The organism is Exiguobacterium sp. s149, assembly GCF_018618395.1.
GTDB lineage: Bacteria > Bacillota > Bacilli > Exiguobacteriales > Exiguobacteriaceae > Exiguobacterium > Exiguobacterium chiriqhucha.
In genome coordinates this window covers 1-3,090 of sequence record NZ_JACSLZ010000020.1, presented here as the reverse complement: position 1 = coordinate 3,090, position 3,090 = coordinate 1, and the positions used below count along the sequence as shown (strand labels likewise).

At 40.5% G+C, this 3,090-nt stretch carries 1 protein-coding gene; it reads right to left on the bottom strand.

Translation table 11 applies throughout. The features are described from left to right. Positions 1–2,650, bottom strand: a 2,650-nt coding sequence (locus KNP81_RS15035; protein ID WP_214720505.1) for a MucBP domain-containing protein, incomplete at its 3' end; no start/stop codon positions are given. Positions 2,651–3,090: the final 440 nt, after the last annotated feature.

Genomic DNA, 3,090 nt, shown 5'->3' with positions numbered 1-3,090 from the left:
CGCCCACTGTCCCTGTTTGCGTTGTTGACTCAGCTAGCTCATTTCCATCTTGGTCCACGTACTTGACCGTCAGGTCTTCCGCCACTTTTGCGTACACATAAGTGACTGTCTGAGCTTCTTCGCCGAATTCACCAGTTGCGTTCTCTGGTGTTTCGATCACTACGTATCCTTCAATTTCAACCGGTTCAGTGGCATACTCTTCGCCCACTGTCCCTGTTTGCGTTGTTGACTCAGCTAGCTCATTTCCATCTTGGTCCACGTACTTGACCGTCAGGTCTTCCGCCACTTTTACGTACACATAAGTGACTGTTTGAGCTTCTTCGCCGAATTCGCCAGTTGCGTTCTCTGGTGTTTCAATGACGACATATCCTTCAATTTCAACCGGTTCAGTGACATACTCTTCCCCCACTGTCCCTGTTTGCGTCGTTGGCTCGGCTAGCTCATTTCCATCCTGGTCAACGTATACCACTGTGACGTCTTCTGCCACTTTGGCATATACGTAAGTAACCGTTTGAGCTTCTTCTATAAATTCACCAGTTGCATTCTCTGGCGTCTTGATTAGTACATATCCTTCAATCTCTCTGGCATCTGACTCATATTGTTCTCCCACGTTACCTTCAAGCACAGTAGATGGAGTCAATAGATTTCCTTCTTCATCAACATGTTCGACAACTACAGTAGAGGGGATCGGTTCATACGGAATAGTATCCTGACCATCGTTCTCTACAGGCTCTCCGGCTGGATCTTCCCCTGTAACTGATGCAGTATTCACAATTGTCCCAGCTTCAACATCCTCTGCCGTAACAGTATATTGAACGGAACCTAATGCTAGTTCGCCTGGATTTAAGGTTGTAACGTCCAGTTCAACTTCTTTTCCAACCTTTGGATCCACAACCTGAATGTTCGATAATGGCACATTTCCGGTATTTGTCACTTCAAACGTATACGTAACAATATCACCAGCTTGAGTAAAAGCCTCTTCTTCGCTTGCCTTCACTAATGAAATTTCTGCCTCTTCTACCAATGTGTTCGTAATAACGTTGGTTTCATTATTGACAGTAGACGTATAACCATCCACCGTTTGCTCACGAACAGTGTAATTAATGGGGTCACCGTTTGAGTCATATAATGAATACCCTTCGAACGTAAACACCCATGATCCCTCTTCACTTTGGGATACCGACTGTTCACCAACTTTTTGATCGTTTTCTCTAAAAAGTTCTACGACAATTTCGTTTGGTCGCAGATTTTCCTGTTCGTAATCGTTCCAGTTTTTCTCACCTGTAATAACAGCTTGAGTACCTCTCACTTCAGGAATTGGAAATTCACGAATCAAGTCCGGTTCTTCAATCCTTGGGTTTAACAGTGTAGGCGCGTTTGTAGCATAAAATGTATCTGGATTGAATCCATCTTTATCTGTGTCTAGTTGTACTTTATAACGGAGAGAAATAACTTCATTTTCACCTAGACTTAGATTGTTCAGCGTGATGGTTTCATTCTCTTCATTTAAAACCACAGACTGTAGCAACTTGTCATCTGATGCAGACACAAAGTAATCTCCATCTGATAAATCTGCTGAGGTAGCCAATTCAAAATCAGGTGTTTCTCCCAACTTCAAGTTGACATATTCCCCCATTGGATCAGTAACTGACGCTCTATGAACAGTATTAGTGAAATACTTGGATAACTGGGCTAAAGAATCGCCTAACTCTGAAATCTGACTCACAGGGTAATAGTCGTATTGAGTCGATGCAATCCCTTGCATAACCTCAATGATTTGCTCAGCTGTTGCCCCCTGACCAGCCGTCAACTCAAGTCCAATAGAAGCCATTGTAATTCCCTGGCCCTTAATTGAGGCTGCTGCCGCAATAGTGTCTTGTCCGTGCGTACGCGGCTGTCTATTAGAAGTGTAATTAAAATTAGTTCCATTCCCTACTATCTGCCGATTCGTATTATAACTAACTGTCGGCACACCATCCGTCAGGGTAATAATTACTCGATTGTCCGCACTGCTACTTTGTAATAGTGACGCAGCTTCCTCAAGCGCTTGTTGAGTAAATGTCCCACCATTTAAGTTATTTCCTCTCTCTGATGGGACATTTGTTGGAATCTGGTTAATGATGTCATTTGGATTACTTGTAAATGTTTTAAAGGAATAGTTTTCCGGTCGTGCGCTAGTTCCAGAATAAACTTCATTATTCCTTCCATCAAAGACCATTGTTCCATATGTTACTAAAGCCATTCGAATGTTTTTTTCGGCATTAACCTGCTCATTCAATAAACCATTGACAAAGTCAGCGGTTTCCGCAGCCGCTATTTGATCGCGGTTATCCGTATTCATACTACTGGAATTATCATACACAATGACAATGTCAGTGGACTCAAGCTCTTGTCGAGACTTACCTTCTACCGTCAAGTCAATAAAGTACTCGCCAGTATTGCCGGTATAAGTAGCTTTTTTCGATATGATTGAATCGTCAAATTCAAAATTACCAGCGACATTCCGTACGGCTCCAGATTGATCTTCATTTTCTTCTTCTAAGACCTCTGGCATAGCATATGCCACGTTCAAAGAAGGTAAAAGTAAAGAACTAATTAAAACAAATACTAGAAATAACTTAAATCCAACCCATTTCCTTTTCTTATTCACATTGTACCTCCAGATAATTTTTTAGATAAATAAAAAGCTAAAAAGAAAATATTTTTTCTTTTTAGCTTTTTTAATTTTAACAGATATTTCTCTATATAACAGTATATTAAATATTTCATTTAATTCTTATTATGTGTAGCTATCTTGAAAAGATGATTTCTTTGAGCATTATACTTGTTGGATCGGCGAGGAGAGTGAGGAGCGCTTGAGCACCTTAACCTTAAAACTTAATGGGGATTGATATTGATCAAATTGAAATGCCAGAAAAAACATTCGTCCAATTTTAAAAATGAACTCTTGGTTGACTAACAAATCTTATTGTAAGAGGAGTAACCATAAAGAGAGTGGACTGGATTGGGCTAACCTAAATTTTTGAGACAATATAAAAACACCTTCGCAGTGGTACACTTAAAAAAAGTGCTAGCATCGGAGGTGTTTTT